This window comes from Streptococcus oralis, from assembly GCF_022749195.1.
In the GTDB taxonomy this organism is placed as follows: domain Bacteria; phylum Bacillota; class Bacilli; order Lactobacillales; family Streptococcaceae; genus Streptococcus; species Streptococcus oralis_CI.
This window is the reverse complement of sequence record NZ_CP094226.1, coordinates 1,654,911-1,672,661: the sequence shown is the minus strand read 5'-3', so window position 1 is coordinate 1,672,661 and position 17,751 is coordinate 1,654,911. Positions and strand designations below refer to the sequence as shown.

At 42.6% G+C, this 17,751-nt stretch carries 16 protein-coding genes; 15 read left to right on the top strand and 1 reads right to left on the bottom strand.

All coding sequences use genetic code 11. The annotated features are described in order from the left end of the window. The first annotated feature begins 72 nt into the window (after positions 1-72). The 14 genes from leuS (at position 73) to bglA (ending at position 15,204) form a co-directional block, all read left to right on the top strand. The gene (leuS, locus tag MP387_RS08080) at positions 73-2,574 is read left to right on the top strand and encodes a leucine--tRNA ligase (protein WP_242746225.1); all 2,502 of its coding nucleotides are present in this window, start codon (positions 73-75) and stop codon (positions 2,572-2,574) included. A gap of 250 nt (positions 2,575-2,824) precedes the next feature. Continuing rightward, the gene (locus MP387_RS08075; protein ID WP_084872443.1) at positions 2,825-3,691 is read left to right on the top strand and encodes an ABC transporter ATP-binding protein; all 867 of its coding nucleotides are present in this window, start codon (positions 2,825-2,827) and stop codon (positions 3,689-3,691) included. Then, positions 3,691-4,533, top strand: a complete 843-nt coding sequence (locus MP387_RS08070; RefSeq protein WP_242746222.1) for an ABC transporter permease — start codon at positions 3,691-3,693, stop codon at positions 4,531-4,533. Before MP387_RS08075 ends, MP387_RS08070 begins: the two co-directional genes overlap by 1 nt. A gap of 18 nt (positions 4,534-4,551) precedes the next feature. Next, on the top strand, positions 4,552-5,007 hold the full coding sequence (locus MP387_RS08065) for a LytTR family DNA-binding domain-containing protein (RefSeq protein WP_242746220.1): 456 nt from the start codon (positions 4,552-4,554) through the stop codon (positions 5,005-5,007). A 9-nt stretch (positions 5,008-5,016) separates the two neighbouring features. Beyond that, positions 5,017-5,436 carry a DUF3021 domain-containing protein gene (locus MP387_RS08060; protein WP_242746217.1) on the top strand — a complete coding sequence of 140 codons (420 nt, stop codon included), beginning with the start codon at positions 5,017-5,019 and terminating at the stop codon, positions 5,434-5,436. A 93-nt stretch (positions 5,437-5,529) separates the two neighbouring features. Beyond that, positions 5,530-6,225, top strand: a complete 696-nt coding sequence (locus MP387_RS08055) for a GNAT family N-acetyltransferase (protein ID WP_242746215.1) — start codon at positions 5,530-5,532, stop codon at positions 6,223-6,225. 11 nt (positions 6,226-6,236) lie between these two features. Next, the gene (locus MP387_RS08050) at positions 6,237-6,653 is read left to right on the top strand and encodes a GNAT family N-acetyltransferase (RefSeq protein WP_242746212.1); all 417 of its coding nucleotides are present in this window, start codon (positions 6,237-6,239) and stop codon (positions 6,651-6,653) included. A gap of 590 nt (positions 6,654-7,243) precedes the next feature. Continuing rightward, positions 7,244-8,242 (top strand): Holliday junction branch migration DNA helicase RuvB, encoded by a 999-nt coding sequence (ruvB, locus tag MP387_RS08045; RefSeq protein ID WP_278192508.1) that lies wholly within the window; start codon positions 7,244-7,246, stop codon positions 8,240-8,242. Next, the gene (locus MP387_RS08040) at positions 8,223-8,807 is read left to right on the top strand and encodes a nucleotidyltransferase family protein (protein ID WP_242746209.1); all 585 of its coding nucleotides are present in this window, start codon (positions 8,223-8,225) and stop codon (positions 8,805-8,807) included. The genes ruvB and MP387_RS08040 overlap by 20 nt, the downstream gene beginning before the upstream one ends. 206 nt (positions 8,808-9,013) lie before the next feature. Next, positions 9,014-9,772, top strand: a complete 759-nt coding sequence (locus tag MP387_RS08035; RefSeq protein WP_242746207.1) for an isoprenyl transferase — start codon at positions 9,014-9,016, stop codon at positions 9,770-9,772. 8 nt (positions 9,773-9,780) lie between these two features. Continuing rightward, entirely contained in the window at positions 9,781-10,584 is an 804-nt protein-coding gene (locus tag MP387_RS08030; RefSeq protein ID WP_216732664.1) for a phosphatidate cytidylyltransferase, read from the top strand. 15 nt (positions 10,585-10,599) lie between these two features. Further along, on the top strand, positions 10,600-11,856 hold the full coding sequence (gene rseP, locus MP387_RS08025; RefSeq protein WP_242746205.1) for an RIP metalloprotease RseP: 1,257 nt from the start codon (positions 10,600-10,602) through the stop codon (positions 11,854-11,856). Between the two features lie 16 nt (positions 11,857-11,872). Next, on the top strand, positions 11,873-13,726 hold the full coding sequence (locus MP387_RS08020) for a proline--tRNA ligase (protein WP_242746195.1): 1,854 nt from the start codon (positions 11,873-11,875) through the stop codon (positions 13,724-13,726). A gap of 98 nt (positions 13,727-13,824) precedes the next feature. Continuing rightward, the gene (gene bglA / locus MP387_RS08015) at positions 13,825-15,204 is read left to right on the top strand and encodes a 6-phospho-beta-glucosidase (protein ID WP_242746191.1); all 1,380 of its coding nucleotides are present in this window, start codon (positions 13,825-13,827) and stop codon (positions 15,202-15,204) included. A 38-nt stretch (positions 15,205-15,242) separates the two neighbouring features. Here the strand turns inward: bglA and MP387_RS08010 are convergent, their stop codons facing one another. Beyond that, positions 15,243-15,656, bottom strand: coding sequence for an EamA family transporter (locus MP387_RS08010; protein WP_049505433.1), 414 nt, complete (start codon positions 15,654-15,656; stop codon positions 15,243-15,245). A 215-nt stretch (positions 15,657-15,871) separates the two neighbouring features. On the opposite strand from MP387_RS08010, the gene glmS reads away from it, so the two are divergent. Further along, positions 15,872-17,680, top strand: coding sequence for a glutamine--fructose-6-phosphate transaminase (isomerizing) (gene glmS / locus MP387_RS08005; RefSeq protein WP_242746188.1), 1,809 nt, complete (start codon positions 15,872-15,874; stop codon positions 17,678-17,680). Positions 17,681-17,751: the final 71 nt, after the last annotated feature.

The window sequence follows — 17,751 nt, the reverse complement described above, 5'->3', positions numbered from 1 at the left end:
GTGTAGAATAGAACGAGGCCAAATTCCCTCAAAAATGGTATAATAGTAACATCACAAAATTGGAGAGAGACCATGAGTTTTTACAATCATAAAGAAATTGAGCCTAAGTGGCAGGGCTACTGGGCGAAACATCATACATTTAAGACAGGAACAGATGCGTCAAAACCGAAGTTTTATGCTCTCGACATGTTCCCATATCCTTCAGGAGCCGGATTGCACGTAGGACACCCAGAAGGTTACACAGCAACGGACATTCTCAGCCGTTACAAACGTGCGCAAGGCTACAATGTCCTTCACCCAATGGGATGGGATGCCTTTGGTTTGCCTGCAGAGCAATACGCTATGGATACGGGGAATGACCCAGCAGAATTTACAGCGGAAAACATTGCTAACTTCAAACGCCAAATCAATGCGCTTGGATTCTCTTACGACTGGGATCGTGAAGTTAACACAACAGATCCAAATTACTACAAGTGGACACAATGGATTTTCACTAAGCTTTACGAAAAAGGCTTGGCCTATGAAGCGGAAGTGCCAGTAAACTGGGTTGAAGAGTTGGGAACAGCCATCGCTAACGAAGAAGTCCTTCCTGACGGAACTTCTGAACGTGGAGGCTATCCAGTTGTCCGTAAACCAATGCGCCAATGGATGCTTAAAATCACGGCCTATGCAGAGCGCTTGCTTAATGACTTGGATGAGTTGGATTGGCCAGAGTCTATCAAGGATATGCAACGCAACTGGATTGGGAAATCAACTGGTGCCAATGTAACCTTTAAAGTAAAAGGAACAGATAAGGAATTCACTGTCTTTACCACTCGTCCGGATACCCTTTTCGGTGCGACCTTCACTGTATTGGCGCCTGAGCATGAGCTAGTAGATGCCATCACAAGTCCAGGACAAGCAGAGGCTGTTGCTGACTACAAACACCAAGCTAGCCTCAAGTCAGACTTGGCTCGTACAGACCTTGCCAAGGAAAAAACAGGGGTTTGGACTGGTGCTTATGCTATCAACCCTGTAAATGGCAAAGAAATTCCGATCTGGATTGCCGACTATGTTCTTGTTAGTTATGGAACAGGTGCTGTCATGGCTGTGCCTGCCCATGACCAACGTGACTGGGAATTTGCTAAACAGTTTGACCTTCCAATCGTAGAAGTGCTTGAAGGTGGAAATGTAGAAGAAGCTGCCTATACTGAAGATGGTCTTCATGTCAATTCAAACTTTCTAGATGGCCTTAACAAAGAAGAAGCGATTGCTAAAATTGTAGCTTGGTTGGAAGAAAAAGGTTGTGGTCAAGAGAAGGTTACCTACCGTCTCCGCGACTGGCTCTTTAGTCGTCAACGTTACTGGGGTGAGCCAATCCCAATCATTCATTGGGAAAATGGAACTTCAACAGCTGTTCCAGAAAGTGAATTGCCACTTATCTTGCCAGTAACCAAGGATATCCGCCCTTCAGGTACTGGGGAAAGCCCATTGGCTAACTTGACCGACTGGCTTGAAGTGACTCGTGAAGATGGTGTCAAAGGTCGTCGTGAAACAAACACTATGCCACAATGGGCTGGTTCAAGCTGGTACTACCTCCGCTATATCGACCCACACAACACAGAAAAATTAGCTGACGAGGATCTCCTCAAACAATGGTTGCCAGTCGATATCTACGTAGGTGGGGCAGAACACGCTGTACTCCACTTGCTTTACGCTCGTTTCTGGCACAAATTCCTCTATGATATCGGTGTTGTTCCAACTAAAGAACCATTCCAAAAACTCTTTAACCAAGGGATGATTTTGGGAACGAGTTACCGTGACCACCGTGGGGCTCTTGTGGCAACTGACAAGGTTGAAAAACGCGACGGATCCTTCTTCCATGTGGAAACAGGAGAAGAGTTGGAGCAAGCACCAGCCAAGATGTCTAAATCCCTCAAGAACGTTGTCAACCCAGATGATGTGGTGGAACAATACGGTGCGGATACCCTTCGTGTCTATGAAATGTTCATGGGACCACTCGATGCTTCCATCGCTTGGTCTGAGGAAGGCTTGGAAGGAAGCCGTAAATTCCTAGACCGTGTGTACCGTTTGATTACAAGTAAAGAAATCGTTGCGGAAAACAATGGCGCTCTTGACAAGGTTTACAACGAAACAGTCAAATCTGTCACTGAGCAAATTGAGTCTATGAAATTCAACACAGCCATTGCTCAACTCATGGTCTTTGTCAATGCGGCGAACAAGGAAGATAAACTTTATGTAGACTACGCTAAAGGTTTTATCCAAATGATCGCTCCATTTGCGCCTCACTTGGCAGAAGAACTCTGGCAAACAGTCGCAGCAACAGACGATTCTATCTCTTACGTAGCTTGGCCGAAATGGGACGAAAGCAAATTGGTTGAAGACGAAATCGAAATCGTCGTCCAAATCAAAGGTAAAGTTCGTGCCAAACTCATGGTCGCTAAAGACCTGTCACGCGAAGAATTGCAAGAAATCGCTCTAGCGGATGAAAAAGTTAAAGCAGAAATTGACGGTAAGGAAATCGTGAAGGTGATTGCAGTTCCGAATAAACTCGTTAATATCGTCGTTAAATAACGAGTTTATTAGCCCTATCTGCCACCTTCAATAGTCCACTGGACTATTGAAGCCAACCAAACTTGTTAATATCGTTATTAAATAAGAAATGAATCTTTCAGAGTAGAATCTGGAGGATTTTTTGATTGAAAAATATAATTCTGTTTCCATCATCTCACCACTTAACCTCTCATTTTAACCACTTATCTCAAAAGTCGATTTTTCTTTCATTCTTTTTGTTAAACTAGTGTGGTAAAGAGGAGGAAAAAAGATGATTTTACAAGCTAAACATTTGACTAAACGGTATGGCAATCATATGGCTGTTGACGATATTCAGTTAGAGTTTGAAAAAGGCAGTTTCAATGCTATTTTGGGACCCAATGGTGCAGGGAAATCAACCACTATTTCCATGTTAATCGGTTTGAAAAAGCCGACACAAGGTCAGATTCGATATGCGCCAAATACGAAAATCGGAGTTGTTTTTCAAGCTAGTGTACTGGATGAGATGTTGACGGTTAGGGAAAATCTCACGATTCGCGCTCAACAGTATAAGGAGATTGCGGCAAGTCGTGTGGATGATTTGATTCATCAACTGGGTTTGACGGCTTTCCAGAAACAACTATATGGGACTTTGTCAGGTGGGCAAAAACGTCGGGTTGATATTGCGCGTGCTCTTCTTTCGCGACCAGATATTCTTTTCTTGGATGAACCAACGACAGGTCTTGATATTCAGACTCGCAAATCCATCTGGGATCTACTGTATCGACTACAAAAGGATGAAGGGATGACTATTATCTTAACGACTCATTATCTGGATGAAGCAGATGAAGCGGATCAGATCTATATCGTTGATCATGGGAAAGTGATTGCGCAAGGTTCTGCGACTGCTATTAAAAGCCAGTATGCATCTAATATCCTAAAAATTCGTTTTAAGGAAATGAAGGATCTAGAAAAATTGCTACAGACTGGAATGACAGTAGAGGAAGAAAATGAGTTGGAATATCTTTTTTATCCAAGGACGTCACAGGAAGCCATTGAATATTTGGCAAAAGTTCGAGAAGAAATTGATTCTTTTGAGTTTCGCCCAGGTACTATGGATGATGCCTTTATTGCACTTACAGGAAGAGAGGTTCGCTAATGCTAGCTTTATTGAAACGGAATTTTATCTTATATTTTCGTAATCGTTCGGGAGTATTTTTCTCATTATTGGGGGCATTGATTTCCTTCCTCCTTTATATCATTTTTTTGCAGAAGAACTTGACGGATGCTTGGTCCCAACTCCCTGATAATACGAACCTTTTAAATAACTGGCTGATGGGTGGGACCTTGGCTGTGACTGGGATGACAACTAGTTTTACGGCTCTTACACAAATGGTACAGGACCGCGAAAATCAAGTGGATCAAGATCTCTTCTTGACAGATTTAGGTAACTGGGGCTTACAGACGTCCTATCTAATCAGTAGTATTGTCATTTCTTTTATCATGCAGGTGTTTATGTATGCTGTTATGAGTTTTTATTTTAAAGAGAGCCCAGTTATCAGTCATTTACCGGAAATCGCTTTGATTATGTTGTTAAGCAGTCTGCTTTCAAGTTTGGTAAATGTTCTCTTGATTTACCGTTTTCAATCTGTAGATAGCCTTGGGAAACTGGCAACGATAGTGGGAACTGCTTCTGGATTTTTAGTAGGAACTTATATCCCCATTGGAGTATTACCTGATTCTGCACAGCTTTTCATGAAATGTACCCCTGCAACTTATATTGCTTCTCTTTATCGACAAGTCTTGATGAAAGATCGGTTAGAGACCGCATTTTCAGGAAACAACAGTCTGTTACAGGAATTTCAAGAAAAAATGGGAATCCAAATCAACTGTCAAGAACTATTGACAAAGGAAGAAACATACTTTATAGTGGTTATTATCAGTCTCGTCGCTATTCTTCTTTGGATGTTATTTGTTAAAGTGTTTAGCAAGAGAAAATAAAGATGTATTGGAGAGAAAATGAAGATTCGTTTTGAAATGAAGACAGAGTTTTCAGAAAAAGACCCACACATTTTAATTCAGGCAGCTCAGTTAACCGACCAAGCAAGAGAAGTCATGGAGTATTTAGAACAATTTTCAACGACTAATCAGGTGGTCATTCCTATTCGAACGGATGATCATCTGGTTATGGTGAAAATTGAGGATCTTATTCTAGCAGATATCGATAAGAATTTGTTGACCATTTATACGGTAGATGGGATTTATAAAACTAAGGAAACATTGACAAACTTTCAGCATCGAATTAATCGACGTAACTTTATACAAATATCGCGTCATTCAGTTATAAACATTGACCATTTAGAGTCATTATCGGATAGCTTTTCAGGGAACATGATGGCTAAGATGACTCGGGGTCTCAAATCGAGTGTGAGTCGGAAATACGTTAAGTCCTTAATGGATTATCTAGGTTTATAGGAGAAAATCATGAAGCGATTGATTGCTTATTTTGTATCGGGAATGCGGACGGCCTCCTTTGTTTATTTGAGTTTGGTGTTATTGGCTCAGTTTTATTCAGGTATTACCTATCCCGCACCAACGACAAAAAATATTCTAGCTTTGTTTTTGATGAGTGGAATTATGGGAGTATTGACCTTAATCCTTGAAAGGCTAGAATTTCTTGCTTATAGTATGCGTGTAGGAGTTCATTTGTTAGCGACAGCTACTATTTTAGTATTGACCTACCTATTTTTTGGCTGGGGTTCAGCATTGTTGAGTCCCTTGCTGTGGTTCTTTTTCTTGTTAATTTATGGACTGATATGGTTGTACCAGATCTGGCAAACTCACAAACTCACCCAACGAATTAATCAAGCCTTAGAAGAGAAAAGAAAGAAAATGAATCACTAATGTAGTGTTGAGAATGAAGTTTGGGGAGAGTGCTAGTTTCCATATAGAGAAAATTATGATATAGTATTTTCAGCGTAAAACAAGGAGAAAACGATGCCAGTAAACGAATATGGTCAGATGATTGGTGAGTCAATGGAAGGTTATACACCAGGTGAATTGCCTTCCATTGATTTCTTAGAAGGGCGCTACGCTCGGATAGAGGCTCTTTCGGTGGAAAAGCATGCTGAGGATTTGCTAGCTGTTTATGGTCCAAATACACCTCGGGAGATGTGGACCTACCTCTTTCAGGAACCAGTGGCAGATATGGAGGAACTGGTTACCGTCTTAAATCAGATGTTGGCTCGTAAGGACCGTTTTTACTACGTGATTATAGATAAGGCAACTGGTAAGGCTTTGGGAACTTTTTCTCTCATGCGCATTGACCAGAATAACCGAGTAATAGAAGTGGGAGCTGTCACTTTTTCTCCAGAGCTCAGGGGAACACGTATAGGGACAGAGGCTCAATATCTACTGGCACGGTATGTTTTTGAGGAGATTAACTATCGTCGCTACGAATGGAAATGTGATTCTCTTAATCTGCCATCCAGACGAGCTGCGGAGCGTTTGGGCTTTGTCTATGAAGGAACCTTCCGCCAGGCAGTCGTTTATAAGGGGCGTACGAGAGATACGGATTGGTTGTCTATGATTGATAAGGACTGGCCTCAAGTCAAAGCTCGTTTAGAAACATGGTTGGCTCCTGAAAATTTTGATAAAAATGGACGACAGTACAAGAGCTTGAGAGAATTCTGAGAGGTATTGAGATGATGACTATTAGAAGGCAAGAAATTGTCAAGCTAGAGGATGTTTTGCATCTCTATCAGGCAGTTGGATGGACAAATTATACACATCAACCTCAGATGTTGAAGAAAGCCTTGTCTCACTCATTAGCGATTTATATAGCACTTGATGGCGATGCCGTGGTGGGCTTGGTCCGTTTGGTTGGAGATGGTTTTTCATCGATTTTTGTCCAGGATTTGATCGTTTTGCCTAGCTATCAGCGCCAAGGGATTGGCAGTGCCTTAATGAAAGAGGCTTTAGGTGATTACAAAGATGCCTATCAAGTCCAACTAGTGACCGAACAGACAGAAAAAACCTTGGAATTCTATCGTTCTCTGGGATTTGAAATCTTATCTACTTATGATTGTACAGGGATGATTTGGGTGGATCGAAAAAGATAAAAAAATCATTTTTTCTTAAGTAAAGTTTAAGTCTCCTTGTGTAATATATAGTTATTAAATAAAGACCTCCTAATACTCTTCGAAAATCTCATCAACCTTCGTTAGAGTCGACTTAGCTAACTATCGTTATGCTTGCGCCTATCTGCCTGGTGTGATTTCGATTTTCATTGAGTGCCCTTTATTTAATGAAATCCCAAACTTTTCTTTTTCATCATAATCTCCTAAAGAAGTCACCCAATCAGGTGGCTTTTTTATGACTTGGAGAGGAAAAATCCATTTGGAAAAAAATTTTTAAAAAATGATAAATCAAAGAAAAAGTTAAGTTAGCTTTAAGATTCCTCTTGTATTATATAACCATTAAATAAAGACCTCCTAATACTCTTCGAAAATCTCACCATACTTCGTTAGAGTCGACTTAGCTAACTATAGTTATGCTTGCGTCTATCTGCCTAGTCTGATTTCGATTTTCATTGAGTACCCTTTATTTAATGAAATCCTAAACTTTTCTTTTTCATAATAATCTCCCTAAAGAGGTCACCCAATCAGGTGGCTTTTTTGTTTGTAGGCTGGATTTTTGATATAATAGAGCCATGAGTAGAATTTTAGACAATGAAATCATGGGGGATGAGGAGTTGGTAGAACGTACCCTCCGTCCTCAGTATTTACGTGAATATATTGGACAGGATAAGGTCAAGGACCAGCTTCAAATCTTTATTGAGGCTGCCAAAATGCGGGATGAGGCACTGGACCATGTTCTTTTATTTGGTCCTCCAGGTCTCGGGAAAACAACCATGGCCTTTGTTATTGCCAATGAACTGGGAGTCAATCTCAAGCAAACGTCTGGTCCTGTCATTGAAAAAGCGGGTGATCTGGTAGCGATTTTGAATGATTTGGAGCCTGGAGACGTTCTCTTTATTGACGAGATTCATCGCTTGCCCATGCCGGTGGAAGAGGTGCTTTATAGTGCCATGGAAGACTTCTACATTGATATCATGATTGGGGCTGGTGAAGGCAGTCGCAGTGTTCATTTGGACTTGCCACCATTCACCTTGATTGGTGCAACGACACGTGCGGGGATGCTCTCAAATCCTCTGCGGGCACGTTTTGGGATTACAGGTCATATGGAATACTATGCCCACGCTGACTTGACAGAGATTGTTGAGCGGACAGCAGATATTTTTGAGATGGAAATCACCCATGAAGCAGCTTCGGAGTTGGCCTTACGTAGTCGAGGAACTCCTCGTATCGCCAATCGTCTTCTCAAGCGCGTGCGCGACTTTGCCCAGATTATGGGGAATGGGGTTATCGATGATGTTATTACCGATAAGGCTTTGACCATGTTAGATATAGACCATGAAGGTTTGGACTATGTGGACCAGAAAATCCTTCGCACCATGATTGAGATGTACGGTGGTGGTCCTGTCGGATTAGGAACTCTCTCCGTTAATATTGCTGAGGAGCGCGAGACGGTCGAAGATATGTACGAACCTTACCTGATTCAAAAAGGTTTTATCATGCGGACAAGGTCTGGACGGGTGGCAACTGCTAAGGCATATGAGCATTTGGGCTATGAATACAGTGAAAAATGAACAAGAAATTCTAGATGCTTTCAGAGAAAATCTGGATATGATGACCATTCTGACCATCATTCGTGACCTTGGTCTGAAAGACTCGTGGTTGGCAGCTGGTTCAGTTCGAAATTTTATCTGGAATCTCTTGTCAGACAAATCGCCTTTTGACCGTGAAACAGATGTGGATGTGATTTTCTTTGATCCAGATGTTTCTTATGAGGAAACAGTATCCCTAGAGAACAAGCTGAGAGAGGATTTTCCTCAGTACCAGTGGGAGTTGAAAAATCAGGTCTATATGCATCTGCACAGTCCTCACACTGCGCCCTATACCAGTTCTCGTGATGCTATGAGTAAGTATCCAGAACGTTGTACGGCTATAGGACTCCGCTTGCATGCTGACGCAACTTTAGATCTCTTTGCGCCTTATGGTTTAGAGGATATTTTGAATTTTCAGGTATCTCCAACTCCTCACTTCATAGAGAATAGAGACCGAATGAAACTCTATCAAGAACGGATGTCCAAGAAAAAGTGGCAAGAAAAATGGGAAAATCTGACTTTCTCAAAAAACTTAAGAAAAATTTAAGTTAGGGACGGTATACTAGACTCATAAGTTAAGAGAAACTTAACTTAAACTCCTAAAACTTTTTCATAATAATCTCCCTATAAAATTAAGTCGCCCAATCAGGCGGCTTATTTTTTGTCCGTACGGAGAGCTAATAACTTAGCAATAGAAGAAAATAGGGAAATATGGTATAATGAAACGATAGATTTTTGAATAGGAATAAGAACATGTTTGGATTTTTTAAGAAAGATAAAGCTGTAGAAGTTGAGGTTCCAACACAGGTTCCTGCTCATATTGGCATCATCATGGATGGGAATGGTCGTTGGGCTAAAAAACGGATGCAACCACGGGTTTTTGGTCATAAGGCGGGGATGGAAGCCCTCCAAAAAGTGACCAAGGCAGCTAACAAGATGGGAGTTAAGGTCATCACGGTTTATGCCTTTTCAACGGAAAATTGGACACGCCCAGATCAAGAAGTCAAGTTTATCATGAATTTGCCAGTCGAATTTTATGATAACTACGTCCCTGAATTGCACGCAAATAACGTTAAGATTCAGATGATTGGGGAGACAGACCGTCTGCCTAAGACGACTTTTGAAGCTTTGAAAAAAGCAGAGGAGTTGACCAAGAACAATACGGGCTTGATTCTCAATTTTGCGCTTAACTACGGTGGTCGTGCTGAAATTACGCAGGCGCTTAAGAGCTTGGCTCAAGATGTTTTAGATGCTAAAATCAACCCTGGTGACATCACAGAAGATATGATTGGGGACTATCTTTTTACGCAACACCTGCCAAAGGATTTGCGGGATCCTGATTTGATTATCCGTACGAGTGGTGAGTTGCGTTTAAGTAATTTCTTGCCATGGCAAGCAGCCTATAGTGAGCTTTACTTTACGGATACCTTGTGGCCTGATTTTGATGAAGCCGCCTTGCAGGAAGCTATTGCTGCTTTTAACCATCGCAATCGCCGTTTTGGAGGAGTTTAGGAGAAGATATGACCAAGGATTTACAAAAGAGAACATTGTTTGCGGTATTGGCCCTGGCGATTTTCCTTCCAGTCTTGTTTGCGGGTGGGCTCTTGTTGCAGATAGGGATTGGCTTGTTAGCGATGCTAGGCGTCCATGAACTCTTGCACATGAAGGGGCTAAAGACTATGACCATTGAGGGCGCTTTGACTCTTTTTGCGACCTTCGCTCTAACAGTTCCTTTAGAAAATTACCTAACATTTTTGCCTGTTGATGGGAATGTGGTTGCCTACAGTGTTTTGATTACCATAATGCTAGGGACGACCGTCTTCAGTAAAAACTATACGATTGAAGATGCCGCTTTTCCAATTGCTGTGAGCTTTTATGTTGGTTTTGGCTTCAATGCCTTACTAGATGCTCGGGTGGCAGGTTTTGACAAGGTACTTTTGGCCCTTTTTATCGTTTGGGCGACAGATAGCGCAGCCTACCTGACAGGGATGAATTTTGGTAAACATAAGTTGGCTCCGAGAGTTTCTCCTAATAAGAGTATTGAGGGATTTGTCGGGGGTATTCTAGGTGCGGTACTGATAACAGTGATTTTCATGTTAGTGGACAGCACAGTTGCTCTTCCTTATGGGATTTATAGAATGAGTCTCTTTGCTGCCTTCTTCAGTGTGGCAGGTCAGTTTGGTGACTTGATTGAGAGTGCTGCGAAACGCCATTTCGGTGTTAAGGATTCTGGAAAATTTATCCCTGGACATGGCGGTGTGTTGGATCGCTTTGACAGCATGCTGATTGTTTTTCCAATGATGCACTTATTTGGCCTGTTTTAAAGAAAGGAATATTGAATGATTGGATTGCTAACCTTTATCCTCGTTTTTGGGATTATTGTGGTGGTGCATGAGTTTGGACATTTTTATTTTGCCAAGAAATCAGGCATTCTAGTTCGTGAATTTGCCATTGGTATGGGGCCCAAGATTTTTTCCCATATCGGTAAGGATGGCACTGCTTATACCATTCGAATCCTTCCTCTAGGAGGCTATGTTCGTATGGCAGGCTGGGGTGATGATGCGACAGAAATCAAGACAGGAACTCCAGTCAGTTTAACACTTGCTGATGATGGTAAGGTCAAACGGATTAACCTCTCAGGGAAGAAGTTGGATCAAACGGCTCTTCCTATGCAGGTAACCCAGTTTGACTTTGAAGACAAGCTCTTTATCAAGGGTTTGGTCCTGGAAGAAGAAAAGACTTTTACAGTGGATCATGATGCAACGGTTATTGAAGAAGATGGAACCGAAGTGCGCATCGCTCCTCTGGATGTACAGTATCAAAATGCTTCTATCTGGGGCAAGCTCATCACCAACTTTGCAGGTCCCATGAATAACTTTATCTTAGGTGTTGTTGTTTTTTGGATTTTGATCTTTTTGCAGGGCGGTGTTAGAGATACTCAGACCAATCTCTTTCATGTCATGCCAGAGGGAGCTTTGGCTAAGGTAGGCGTAGCTGAGACCGCTCAAATTACCAAGGTCGGCTCGCACGAGGTTAAGAATTGGCAAGATTTGACCCAGGCTGTGGAAGCAGATACCAAGGATAAGACTGCCCCGACCTTGGATGTGACCATTTCTGAAAATGGTAGCGAAAAACAAGTCACTGTGACGCCAGAAGAGAATCAAGGACGTTATATTCTTGGGGTTCAACCAGGGGTCAAGTCAGACTTTCTATCCATGTTTGTTGGTGGATTTACAACTGCTGCCGACTCAGGACTTCGCATCCTTTCGGCTCTGAAAAACTTGATTTTCCATCCAGATTTGAACAAACTCGGTGGTCCCGTTGCCATTTTTAAGGCAAGTAGCGATGCTGCTAAAAATGGAATTGAGAATGTCCTCTACTTCCTAGCTATGATTTCCATCAATATCGGAATTTTTAATTTGATTCCGATTCCGGCTTTGGATGGTGGAAAGATTGTGCTCAATATCCTAGAGGCTGTCCGCCGGAAACCCCTTAAACAAGAAATTGAAACCTATGTCACCATGGCTGGTGTAGTTATCATGGTTGTCTTGATGCTAGCTGTGACATGGAATGACATTATGCGACTCTTCTTTTAGATAATCGAGGAATATTATGAAACAAAGTAAAATGCTAATCCCAACGCTTCGCGAAATGCCAAGCGATGCTCAAGTTATCAGCCACGCCCTTATGTTGCGTGCTGGTTATGTTCGTCAAGTTTCTGCTGGTGTTTATTCTTACCTACCACTCGCTAACCGTGTGATTGAAAAGGCTAAGAATATCATGCGCCAAGAGTTTGATAAGATTGGTGCGGTGGAGATGTTGGCTCCTGCCCTTCTCAGTGCCGATCTTTGGCGCGAATCAGGTCGTTACGAAACCTATGGTGAAGACCTTTATAAACTGAAAAATCGTGAAAAGTCAGACTTTATCCTAGGTCCGACACACGAAGAAACTTTTACGGCTATTGTTCGTGACTCTGTGAAATCTTACAAGCAATTGCCACTCAACCTTTACCAAATCCAACCGAAATACCGTGATGAAAAACGTCCACGTAACGGACTTCTCCGTACGCGTGAATTTATCATGAAAGATGGATATAGTTTCCATGCTAATTACGATAGTTTGGATGTGACTTATGACGAGTACAAGGCGGCCTATGAACGAATTTTCACTCGTAGTGGTTTGGATTTCAAGGCTATCATCGGTGACGGTGGTGCCATGGGTGGTAAGGATAGCCAAGAATTTATGGCCATTACACCAGCCCGTACAGACCTTGACCGCTGGGTTGTCTTGGACAAGTCAGTTGCCTCATTTGATGAAATTCCTGCAGAAGTGCAAGAAGAAATCAAGGCAGAATTGCTCAAATGGATGGTTTCTGGTGAAGACACCATTGCCTACTCAAGTGAGTCTGGCTATGCAGCTAACTTGGAAATGGCAACAAACGAATACAAACCAAGTAACCGTGTCGTTGCGGAAGAAGAAGTGACTCGCGTGGAAACACCAGGTGTTAAATCCATCGATGAAGTGGCAGCCTTCCTTAACGTTCCAGAAGAGCAAACCATTAAAACCCTCTTCTACATGGCAGATGGTGAGCTTGTCGCAGCCCTTCTAGTTGGAAATGACCAACTCAATGAAGTCAAGTTGAAAAACCACTTGGGTGCAGATTTCTTTGATGTTGCGAGCGAGGAAGAAGTAGCAAATGTTATCTCAGCTGGCTTTGGTTCGCTTGGCCCAGTTGGTTTGCCAGAAAATGTGAAAATCATTGCAGACCGTAAGGTACAAGATGTTCGCAATGCTGTTGTGGGGGCCAACGAAGATGGTTACCACTTGACGGGTGTGAACCCAGGTCGTGATTTCACTGCAGAATACGTGGATATCCGCGAAGTTCGTGAGGGTGAAATTTCACCAGACGGACAAGGCGTTCTTAACTTTGCCCGTGGTATTGAAATCGGTCATATTTTCAAACTCGGAACTCGCTACTCAGCAAGCATGGGTGCAGATGTCTTGGATGAAAATGGTCGTGCTGTGCCAATTATCATGGGTTGTTACGGTATCGGTGTTAGCCGTCTCCTCTCAGCAGTGATGGAGCAACACGCTCGCCTCTTTGTCAATAAAACACCAAAAGGTGAATACCGCTACGCTTGGGGAGTTAATTTCCCTAAAGAATTGGCACCATTTGATGTGCATTTGATTCCAGTTAATGTCAAGGATGAAGAAAGTCTTTCATTGACAAATAGTATCGAAGAAGCTTTGGTAAATAAAGGTTACGAAGTCTTGACAGATGACCGTAACGAACGTGTCGGGGTTAAATTCAGCGATAGCGACTTGATTGGTCTGCCAATCCGTATCACTGTTGGGAAGAAAGCAGCTGATGGTATCGTAGAAGTTAAGATCAAGGCGACTGGTGACACCATTGAAGTTCACGCAGACAACTTGCTCGAAACCCTTGAAATCCTAAGCAAGAAATAAAAACTATAATCAGAAGAAAAACAAGGCAAAAATGTAACTAGTTTTTACCTTGTTTTTTCTATATAATGGGGAAAATGAGTAAACGAAGAGGTAAAGCTATGCTAAAATTTCCAAAGGATTTTGTCTGGGGTTCCTCAACTTCTGGACCACAGACAGAAGGACGAGTTCCTGGTGACGGCAAGGGAGACAATCTCTGGGATTATTGGTTCCAAGTAGAACCAAATCGCTACTATAATGGAATTGGACCTGACAAAACATCGACTTTTTACGAAAACTGGGAAAAGGATATTGAGCTTTTGGTAGAGACTGGGCATACAGCCTTCCGAACTTCTATTCAGTGGTCTCGTATTTTCCCGCAAGGTCGTGGAGAGGTCAATCCGCAAGGTGTGGCTTTCTACCGTCAGGTATTTGAAGCCATTAAGGCCAAAGGCATTCGTCTCTTAGTCAATCTCTATCACTTTGACCTGCCATTTGCCTTGCAAGAAGATGGGGATGGTTGGGAAAATAAGGCGACCGTCTCAGCCTATGAAGACTATGCTCGTTTTTGTTTTGAGACTTACGGTGACTTGGTGGACCAATGGATTACCTTCAATGAACCCATCGTACCTGTAGAGTTTGGCTATTTCTATGACGCCCACTATCCTCACAAGGTGGATGCCAAAGCAGCGGTTAAGGTAGCCTATCACACACAACTGGCTAGTAGTCTTGCGGTTAAGGCCTGTCATGAAGTTTTACCTGATTCCAAGATTGGAATTGTCCTTAACTTGACACCAGCTTATCCACGTAGCCAGCATCCTGCGGATGTCAAGGCTGCTCGCATTGCCGACCTCTTTCAAGCTCAATCTTTCCTAGACCCATCTGTCTTGGGAGCTTATCCAGAGGAACTGGTGGAAATTTTAGCTGAGCATGATTTGCTACCAGAGTACACTGTTGAAGAGTTAGAACTCATTCGCGAGAATACAGTTGATTTTCTTGGAGTCAACTACTACCAACCTTTGCGCGTTATGGCACCTCGATTTGCTAAGCATCCAGAGAGTCCACTCTTGCCAGAACATTTTTACGAGCCGTATGTAATGCCTGGACGTAAAATCAATCCTCACCGTGGATGGGAAATTTATGAGCAAGGGATTTATGATATTGCCCAAAATATCAAGGAAAATTATGGTAATATTGAGTGGATGTTGACAGAGAATGGTATGGGTGTTGAAGGGGAAGACAAGTTCCGTGAGAATGGCATGATTCAGGACGATTATCGAATTGACTTTGTCAAAGGGCATCTTCGTGAACTGCACCGTGCCATTGAAGATGGGGCCAACTGTAAGGGCTACTTGATTTGGACCTTTATTGACTGCTGGTCATGGCTCAATAGCTACAAGAACCGCTATGGTTTGATTGAGCTAGATTTGGAAACGCAGGAACGCCGCCTTAAGAAATCTGGCCACTGGTTCAAAGAACTCAGTGACAATAATGGATTTTAAGAATAAAAAGAGTGAGATGGTGTTCATCTCACTTTTTATTACAATATCATCACCAAGGTCCCAATCGTAATCAGGATACAGCCAATAATTGTTTTAAACGTCAGGATATCTTGTAGAAAGAAAAAGGCTAGAACGAGGGTAATGACGAGACTGAATTTATCGACAGCAGATACCTCGGTCGCATTGCCCATCTGTAGAGCCTTATAGTAGCAGAGCCAGGAGGCGCCAGTGGCTAGACCAGATAAGATGAGAAAGAGCCAACTTTTTTTACTGATGTTGACAATTTCGGTCTGACTATTGGTCAAGAAAACCATGGCCCAGGCCATAAGAATGACGACGACTGTACGAATAGCGGTTGCTAGATTGGATGGAACTCCTTCAATCCCAATCTTGGCTAAAATTGACGTTAAGGCTGCAAAGATAGCTGATAAAAGTGCGAAGAAAAACCACATGGCAAATACCTCCTCCCCTTATTATAAGTAATTGATGGTGACTTGTCAGGTATCAAGTGAAATCTTGATAAAATACCAGATAGAAAAACTATACCAATTTTTATTCTTGACAAGTGAGAAAAACAAGTATATACTGTTTTTGCTGATTCCGTAAAGCGAGAATTAGACTATACCAATTTAAGGAGAAAGCACAGCTTACCTGTGTCGTATATACTATGTGTGGAATTGTTGGTGTTGTTGGAAACACAAATGCAACTGATATTTTGATTCAAGGGCTTGAAAAGCTCGAATACCGTGGTTATGATTCTGCGGGGATTTTTGTCCTAGGTGGTGCTGAAAACCATCTAGTTAAGGCTGTTGGTCGTATTGCAGAATTGTCTGCTAAGACAACTGGTGTTGAGGGAACGACTGGTATCGGACATACTCGTTGGGCGACTCATGGGAAACCAACTGAGGACAATGCTCACCCACACCGCTCTGAGACAGAACGTTTTGTCTTGGTTCACAATGGTGTGATTGAGAACTACCTTGAAATCAAGGAAGAACACCTTGCAGGTCACCACTTCAAGGGGCAAACAGATACGGAAATCGCTGTTCACTTGATTGGAAAATTTGCGGAAGAAGATGGTTTGTCAGTTCTTGAAGCCTTCAAAAAAGCTCTTCACATCATCCGTGGTTCTTATGCCTTTGCCTTGGTCGATTCACAAGACCCTGAAGTCATCTATGTGGCTAAGAATAAATCACCACTTTTGATTGGTCTTGGGGAAGGTTACAACATGGTCTGCTCAGATGCTATGGCTATGATTCGTGAGACTAACCAATACATGGAAATTCATGACCAAGAGCTGGTCATCGTCAAGGCTGATAGTGTGGAAGTTCAAGACTATGATGGCAATAGTCGTGAGCGTGCTAGTTACACTGCTGAACTTGACTTGTCAGATATCGGTAAGGGAACTTATCCTTACTACATGCTCAAGGAAATCGACGAGCAACCAACGGTTATGCGTAAACTCATCCAAGCCTACACAGATGAGGCTGGTCAAGTTGTCGTAGACCCAGCTATCATCAAGGCTGTTCAAGACGCAGACCGTATCTACATCCTTGCAGCTGGGACATCTTACCATGCAGGATTTGCTTCTAAGAAGATGCTGGAAGAATTGACAGATACACCAGTTGAACTTGGAATCTCTTCTGAGTGGGGCTACGGTATGCCACTTCTCAGCAAAAAACCACTTTTCATCTTTATCAGCCAGTCTGGTGAAACAGCGGATAGCCGTCAGGTTTTGGTCAAGGCTAATGAAATGGGAATCCCAAGCCTGACTGTGACAAACGTGCCAGGTTCAACCCTTTCACGTGAAGCCAACCATACCATGCTGCTTCATGCAGGTCCTGAAATTGCCGTGGCATCAACTAAAGCCTATACAGCACAAATCGCAGCCCTTGCCTTCCTGGCAAAAGCAGTTGGAGAAGCAAATGGCAATGCTAAAGCGCAAGCCTTTGATTTGGTTCATGAGTTGTCAATCGTAGCTCAGTCTATCGAATCAACTCTTTCAGAGAAAGAAACCATTGAAGCCAAGGTTCGTGAGCTTCTTGAGACAACTCGCAACGCCTTTTACATCGGACGTGGTCAAGATTATTATGTAGCCATGGAAGCCAGTCTTAAGCTAAAAGAGATTTCTTACATCCAATGTGAAGGCTTTGCGGCAGGAGAACTCAAGCACGGGACCATTGCCTTGATTGAAGAAGGGACGCCTGTCTTGGCCCTCTTGTCAGATCCAGTCCTTGCCAACCATACTCGTGGAAATATCCAAGAGGTCGCAGCCCGTGGTGCCAAGGTTCTCACTATCGCAGAAGAAAATGTTGCTAAAGACACAGACGATATCGTCCTTACGACCGTACACCCTTACCTCTCACCAATCTCAATGGTCGTACCAACGCAATTGGTCGCTTACTTTGCAACACTCCACCGTGGCCTTGATGTGGACAAACCACGTAACCTTGCTAAGTCAGTAACAGTAGAATAAACCAAGAAAGTCTAGTTGATCTAGGCTTTTTCTAATGAGCAAATTTATTGAAAATAAAACTAATTAGTGAT

Coding starts and splice junctions, on each gene's coding strand:
- MP387_RS08060 (WP_242746217.1), top strand. CDS start 5,017: ATGAAGCGATTGATTGCTTATTTTGTATCGGGAATGCGGACGGCCTCC.
- MP387_RS08050 (WP_242746212.1), top strand. CDS start 6,237: ATGATGACTATTAGAAGGCAAGAAATTGTCAAGCTAGAGGATGTTTTG.
- leuS (WP_242746225.1), top strand. CDS start 73: ATGAGTTTTTACAATCATAAAGAAATTGAGCCTAAGTGGCAGGGCTAC.
- MP387_RS08035 (WP_242746207.1), top strand. CDS start 9,014: ATGTTTGGATTTTTTAAGAAAGATAAAGCTGTAGAAGTTGAGGTTCCA.
- MP387_RS08055 (WP_242746215.1), top strand. CDS start 5,530: ATGCCAGTAAACGAATATGGTCAGATGATTGGTGAGTCAATGGAAGGT.
- MP387_RS08020 (WP_242746195.1), top strand. CDS start 11,873: ATGAAACAAAGTAAAATGCTAATCCCAACGCTTCGCGAAATGCCAAGC.
- glmS (WP_242746188.1), top strand. CDS start 15,872: ATGTGTGGAATTGTTGGTGTTGTTGGAAACACAAATGCAACTGATATT.
- ruvB (WP_278192508.1), top strand. CDS start 7,244: ATGAGTAGAATTTTAGACAATGAAATCATGGGGGATGAGGAGTTGGTA.
- MP387_RS08010 (WP_049505433.1), bottom strand. CDS start 15,656: ATGTGGTTTTTCTTCGCACTTTTATCAGCTATCTTTGCAGCCTTAACG.
- bglA (WP_242746191.1), top strand. CDS start 13,825: ATGCTAAAATTTCCAAAGGATTTTGTCTGGGGTTCCTCAACTTCTGGA.
- MP387_RS08030 (WP_216732664.1), top strand. CDS start 9,781: ATGACCAAGGATTTACAAAAGAGAACATTGTTTGCGGTATTGGCCCTG.
- MP387_RS08070 (WP_242746222.1), top strand. CDS start 3,691: ATGCTAGCTTTATTGAAACGGAATTTTATCTTATATTTTCGTAATCGT.
- MP387_RS08040 (WP_242746209.1), top strand. CDS start 8,223: ATGAATACAGTGAAAAATGAACAAGAAATTCTAGATGCTTTCAGAGAA.
- MP387_RS08075 (WP_084872443.1), top strand. CDS start 2,825: ATGATTTTACAAGCTAAACATTTGACTAAACGGTATGGCAATCATATG.
- MP387_RS08065 (WP_242746220.1), top strand. CDS start 4,552: ATGAAGATTCGTTTTGAAATGAAGACAGAGTTTTCAGAAAAAGACCCA.
- rseP (WP_242746205.1), top strand. CDS start 10,600: ATGATTGGATTGCTAACCTTTATCCTCGTTTTTGGGATTATTGTGGTG.